This window comes from Pseudomonas sp. 2VD, from assembly GCF_005503585.1.
GTDB lineage: Bacteria > Pseudomonadota > Gammaproteobacteria > Pseudomonadales > Pseudomonadaceae > Pseudomonas > Pseudomonas aeruginosa.
In genome coordinates this window covers 1-4,333 of record NZ_SCND01000444.1, presented here as the reverse complement: position 1 = coordinate 4,333, position 4,333 = coordinate 1, and the positions used below count along the sequence as shown (strand labels likewise).

5 protein-coding genes and 1 pseudogene are annotated in these 4,333 nt (G+C 64.1%); all 6 read left to right on the top strand.

Going from position 1 to position 4,333, the window contains the following annotated elements; translation table 11 throughout:
* A partial coding sequence (locus tag FFS27_RS29300) for a F0F1 ATP synthase subunit gamma (RefSeq protein ID WP_171019255.1) occupies nt 1–99 on the top strand: 99 nt, incomplete at its 5' end.
* Between the two features lie 30 nt (nt 100–129).
* Nucleotides 130–1,506, top strand: coding sequence for a F0F1 ATP synthase subunit beta (gene atpD / locus FFS27_RS29295; RefSeq protein ID WP_003097130.1), 1,377 nt, complete (start codon nt 130–132; stop codon nt 1,504–1,506).
* A 41-nt stretch (nt 1,507–1,547) separates the two neighbouring features.
* The gene (locus tag FFS27_RS29290) at nt 1,548–1,973 is read left to right on the top strand and encodes a F0F1 ATP synthase subunit epsilon (protein ID WP_003097128.1); all 426 of its coding nucleotides are present in this window, start codon (nt 1,548–1,550) and stop codon (nt 1,971–1,973) included.
* Nucleotides 1,974–2,093: 120 nt separating this feature from the next.
* A complete protein-coding gene (gene glmU, locus FFS27_RS29285) occupies nt 2,094–3,458 on the top strand; it encodes a bifunctional UDP-N-acetylglucosamine diphosphorylase/glucosamine-1-phosphate N-acetyltransferase GlmU (RefSeq protein WP_003109147.1) in 1,365 nt (454 codons plus the stop codon).
* A 13-nt stretch (nt 3,459–3,471) separates the two neighbouring features.
* Entirely contained in the window at nt 3,472–3,981 is a 510-nt protein-coding gene (locus FFS27_RS29280; protein WP_019485162.1) for a M23 family metallopeptidase, read from the top strand.
* Between the two features lie 67 nt (nt 3,982–4,048).
* Nucleotides 4,049–4,315, top strand: a pseudogene (locus FFS27_RS29275) (DeoR family transcriptional regulator); the annotation flags it as partial.
* Between the last annotated feature and the right edge of the window lie 18 nt (nt 4,316–4,333).

The window sequence follows — 4,333 nt, the reverse complement described above, 5'->3', positions numbered from 1 at the left end:
GAGCTGATCAGCGATTTGCAGCTGATCTACAACAAGGCGCGTCAGGCGGCGATCACCCAGGAAATCTCGGAAATCGTCGGCGGCGCTGCCGCGGTGTAAGAACAGGTTCAAAATTCAGAGGAACCAGACATGAGTAGCGGACGTATCGTTCAAATCATCGGCGCCGTGATCGACGTGGAATTCCCGCGCGATGCCGTGCCGAGCATCTATGAAGCCCTGAAGGTTCAGGGCGTTGAAACCACCCTGGAAGTCCAGCAGCAGCTGGGCGACGGCGTGGTTCGTTCCATTGCGATGGGTTCCACCGAAGGCCTCAAGCGTGGCCTGAACGTGGACAGCACTGGTGCTGCCATCTCCGTGCCGGTCGGTAAAGCGACCCTGGGCCGGATCATGGACGTACTGGGCAACCCGATCGACGAAGCCGGTCCCATCGGCGAAGAAGAGCGCTGGGGCATCCACCGCGAAGCTCCGTCCTATGCCGACCAGGCTGGCGGCAACGAGCTGCTGGAAACCGGCATCAAGGTGATCGACCTGGTCTGCCCGTTCGCCAAGGGCGGCAAGGTAGGCCTGTTCGGCGGCGCCGGCGTGGGCAAGACCGTCAACATGATGGAACTGATCCGTAACATCGCCATCGAGCACAGCGGTTATTCCGTGTTCGCGGGTGTGGGCGAGCGTACTCGTGAGGGTAACGACTTCTACCACGAGATGAAGGACTCCAACGTACTGGACAAGGTAGCCCTGGTATACGGCCAGATGAACGAGCCGCCGGGCAACCGTCTGCGCGTCGCACTGACCGGCCTGACCATGGCCGAGAAGTTCCGTGACGAAGGCCGTGACGTTCTGTTGTTCATCGACAACATCTACCGTTACACCCTCGCCGGTACCGAAGTGTCCGCACTGCTGGGCCGTATGCCGTCCGCGGTGGGTTATCAGCCGACCCTGGCCGAAGAGATGGGCGTTCTGCAGGAGCGCATCACCTCCACCAAGAAAGGCTCGATCACCTCGATCCAGGCCGTATACGTTCCCGCGGACGACCTCACCGACCCGTCCCCGGCGACCACCTTCGCCCACCTGGACGCGACCGTCGTACTGTCCCGTGACATCGCCTCGCTGGGTATCTACCCCGCGGTCGACCCGCTGGACTCCACCTCTCGCCAGCTCGATCCGCTGGTGATCGGCCAGGATCACTACGACACCGCTCGCGGCGTCCAGTATGTTCTGCAGCGCTACAAGGAGCTGAAGGACATCATCGCGATCCTGGGCATGGACGAACTGTCCGAAGCCGACAAGCTGCTGGTGGCGCGCGCTCGTAAGATCCAGCGCTTCCTGTCCCAGCCGTTCTTCGTAGCGGAAGTCTTCACCGGCTCGCCGGGCAAGTACGTTTCCCTGAAGGACACCATCGCTGGCTTCAAGGGCATTCTCAACGGCGACTACGATCACCTGCCGGAGCAGGCGTTCTACATGGTCGGCGGTATCGAAGAAGCGGTCGAGAAAGCCAAAAAACTGTAATCCTGTGCGCCCGGCGACGGGCGCTCATGTGAGGCAAGCGTATGGCCATAACAGTCCATTGCGACATCGTCAGCGCCGAGGCGGAGATCTTCTCCGGCCTGGTCGAGATGGTTATCGCGCACGGCGCTCTGGGTGACCTGGGTATCGCCCCGGGCCACGCGCCGCTGATCACCGACCTGAAACCGGGCCCCATCCGCCTGGTCAAGCAGGGCGGCGAGCAGGAGGTGTACTACATCTCCGGCGGTTTCCTCGAAGTCCAGCCGAACATGGTCAAGGTCCTCGCCGACACCGTGGTTCGTGCCGGCGACCTCGACGAAGCGGCCGCCCAGGAAGCCCTGAAGGCTGCCGAAAAGGCGCTGCAGGGCAAGGGCGCCGAGTTCGACTACAGCGCCGCTGCCGCGCGTCTGGCCGAAGCCGCAGCCCAGCTGCGCACCGTCCAGCAACTGCGCAAGAAGTTCGGCGGCTGATTTCCAGCCGGTACTTCTAGCGGTGTCAGGGAAAAGGGTAGCCTGTGGGCTACCCTTTTTTCGTTTTGCATCTTCACTCACAGGTTTTGCCTGTGACCACCAGGAACGGTAGTCCAGTCCATGTCCCTTGAAATCGTGATTCTCGCCGCCGGCCAGGGCACCCGCATGCGTTCGGCCCTGCCCAAGGTCCTCCATCCCATTGCCGGCAAGCCGATGCTCGGCCACGTCATCGACTGCGCGCGCCAGTTGCAGCCGGAACGGATCCACGTGGTGATCGGCCACGGCGCGGATCTGGTGCGTGAGCGGATGGCCGCCGACGACCTGAATTTCGTGCTCCAGGCCGAACAGCTCGGTACGGGCCATGCGGTGGCCCAGGCCCTGCCGTTCCTCAGTGCAGACCAGGTGCTGATCCTCTACGGCGACGTGCCGCTGATCCAGCTGGACACCTTGCAGCGCCTGCTGGCGCAAGTCACCCCGGACCAGTTGTCGTTGCTCACCGTCGACATGCTCGACCCCACCGGCTACGGCCGCATCGTCCGTGACGATCAGGGCGCGGTGCAGGCCATCGTCGAGCACAAGGACGCGACCCCGGCGCAGCGCCAGATCGGCGAGATCAACACCGGCATCCTCGCGGTGCCGGGCAAGCGCCTTGCCGACTGGCTCGGCCGCCTGTCCAACGACAACGCCCAGGGCGAGTACTACCTGACCGACGTGATCGCCATGGCGGTCGGCGACGGCCTGGTGGTAGCCAGCGCCCAACCGCTGGACGCGATGGAAGTGCAGGGCGTTAATGACCGCATGCAACAGGCCCAGCTGGAGCGTCACTACCAGCGCCTGCGCGCGGAGGAGCTGATGCGCCAGGGCGTGACCCTGCTCGATCCGCAGCGCCTGGATGTCCGTGGCGAAATCTCGGTCGGCCGCGACGTGCTGATCGACGTCAACGTGGTGCTGGAAGGCCGCGTGGTGATCGAGGACGACGTGCACATCGGACCGAACTGCGTGATTCGCGACAGCGTCCTGCGGCGTGGCGCGGTGATCAAGGCCAACAGCCACCTGGAAGGCGCGGAGCTGGGCGAGGGTAGCGATGCCGGTCCGTTCGCCCGCCTGCGTCCGGGCAGCGTGCTCGGCGCTCGGGCCCATGTCGGCAACTTCGTCGAACTGAAGAATGCCCGCCTGGGCGAGGGCAGCAAGGCCGGCCACCTGAGCTACCTGGGCGATGCCGAGCTGGGCGCCAACTGCAATATCGGCGCCGGCACCATCACCTGCAACTACGATGGCGCGAACAAATTCCGCACCGAGCTGGGCGACGATGTGTTCATCGGCTCGAACAACTCGCTGGTGGCGCCGCTGAAGATTGGCGATGGCGCGACGACCGCGGCCGGCTCCACCATCACCCATGAGGTTCCGGCGAAGAACCTGGCCTTCGGCCGCGCCCGGCAGAAGAACCTGGAAAACTGGAAGCGCCCGGAAAAAATCAAGAAGTAACGGAGCGGCACGGATGCCGAAGCCTGCGAAATGGATCGTGCTGGGGCTGCTCATAGCCTGGGCGGTGCTGCCCGAATGGCCGCGGATACCCGTCGAAGGCGCCAGTGCCCGCGACTGGAATCCGCGAACCTTCTGGTTCGAGCCCTGGGGGCGCTCCGGAGTGCACAAGGGCATCGACATCTTCGCCCGCAGCGGCACCCCCGTACGCTCCGCCAGCTACGGCCTGGTGCTCTATCGCGGGGAGATCGCCCTCGGCGGCAAGGTCGTCCTGGTGCTGGCGCCCAAGTGGCGCCTGCATTACTACGCCCATCTCGATAGCCTCGACGCCTATCCGGGCCAGCCGGTCCTCGCCGGTTCCCGCCTGGGTGCGGTCGGAACCACCGGCAACGCGCGCGGCAAGCCGGCCCACCTGCACTACGCGATCATCACCTTGCTGCCCTATCCCTGGCTGGCCGACGCCAGCACCCAGGGTTGGAAGAAAATGTTCTACCTCGATCCCAATACGGTGCTGCCGAGCCGATGAAAAGTCATTGACGGGAATCGCCGGATAAGTTTTGATTCGCACACTTTTCTTTCGAAACGAAACTTAAGTGATCTCGAAACGTAATACGCCGCAACGTCGCCATGCCATCCTCGCGCTGCTTTCCGAGCAGGGCGAGGTCAGCGTGGACGCACTCGCCAAGCGCTTTTCCACCTCGGAAGTGACCATCCGCAAGGACCTCGCCGCCATGGAAAGCCACGGCCTGCTGTTGCGTCGCTACGGCGGTGCGGTGCCGATGCCGCAGGAACTGATCGGCGAAGCCGCACAGCCCGTCTCGCCCTACAAGCAGGCTATCGGTCGCGCCGCCGCGGCGCGACCGATAGCCTGCTTGTAG

Excerpts from the sequence above, each read along its gene's own strand:
- glmU (WP_003109147.1), top strand. The coding sequence starts at position 2,094 with ATGTCCCTTGAAATCGTGATTCTCGCCGCCGGCCAGGGCACCCGCATG.
- FFS27_RS29290 (WP_003097128.1), top strand. The coding sequence starts at position 1,548 with ATGGCCATAACAGTCCATTGCGACATCGTCAGCGCCGAGGCGGAGATC.
- atpD (WP_003097130.1), top strand. The coding sequence starts at position 130 with ATGAGTAGCGGACGTATCGTTCAAATCATCGGCGCCGTGATCGACGTG.
- FFS27_RS29280 (WP_019485162.1), top strand. The coding sequence starts at position 3,472 with ATGCCGAAGCCTGCGAAATGGATCGTGCTGGGGCTGCTCATAGCCTGG.